The sequence below is a fragment of the Rhodoplanes roseus genome, from assembly GCF_003258865.1.
Taxonomy (GTDB): Bacteria; Pseudomonadota; Alphaproteobacteria; order Rhizobiales; family Xanthobacteraceae; genus Rhodoplanes; species Rhodoplanes roseus.
In genome coordinates, this window is the sequence record NZ_NPEX01000634.1 from 1 (window position 1) to 678 (window position 678).

The 678-nt window shown below is 72.4% G+C and carries 1 protein-coding gene; it reads left to right on the forward strand.

What is annotated here, in order from left to right; all coding sequences use genetic code 11:
- Window positions 1-72: 72 nt before the first annotated feature.
- A partial coding sequence (locus CH341_RS31695) for a branched-chain amino acid ABC transporter permease (protein ID WP_425376229.1) occupies window positions 73-678 on the forward strand: 606 nt, incomplete at its 3' end.

Genomic DNA, 678 nt, shown 5'->3' on the forward strand with positions numbered 1-678 from the left:
GCCTTCGGCGCGCCCCGACCCTCCCCCTCCAGGGGAGGGTGGACATCGCCCGCGGCGGGTCGGAGGCGGGCCATGACGGAGCAGGGGCCGACCATCCGCGCAACCATCACGGCGTTGCGGGGCCGCCTGCGCCTCCCGCCGCTCCCGCCGGTGCCCGAGCCGGTGCGGCGCGTCGCCACTCCGGCCGCCATCGTGCTCCTCACCCTCGGCGCGCTCGCGTTTGCGATGCTGGCGGAGGACTACGCCTCGTTCGTGCTGGCGCTGGTCGCGCTCACCGTCGTCGTCTGCGTCGGCCTCAACATCCTGCTCGGGCTCGGCGGACAGGTGTCGCTCGGCCATGTCGGCTTCTATGCGATCGGCGCCTATGCGGTGGCGATCCTGACTCTCGCCGGTGTGAATTTCTGGATCGCGCTGCCGCTGGCCGGGGTGATCGCCGCCGCCGTCGGGGTCCTGCTATCGCTGCCGGCGCTGCGGGTCGCCGGGCCGACGCTCGCGATGCTGACCATCGCGTTCGCCTTCATCGTCCAGCACGGCACCATCGAATGGCGGGCGCTCACCGGCGGCGCCAACGGGCTGATGGGGCTGCCGCCGCCGGCGATCGGGTCGCTCGTCGGGCCGGACTTTCACAACCTCCGCGTATCCTGCCGCGTGATGATGCGCAGCACGGACTATCCGTTC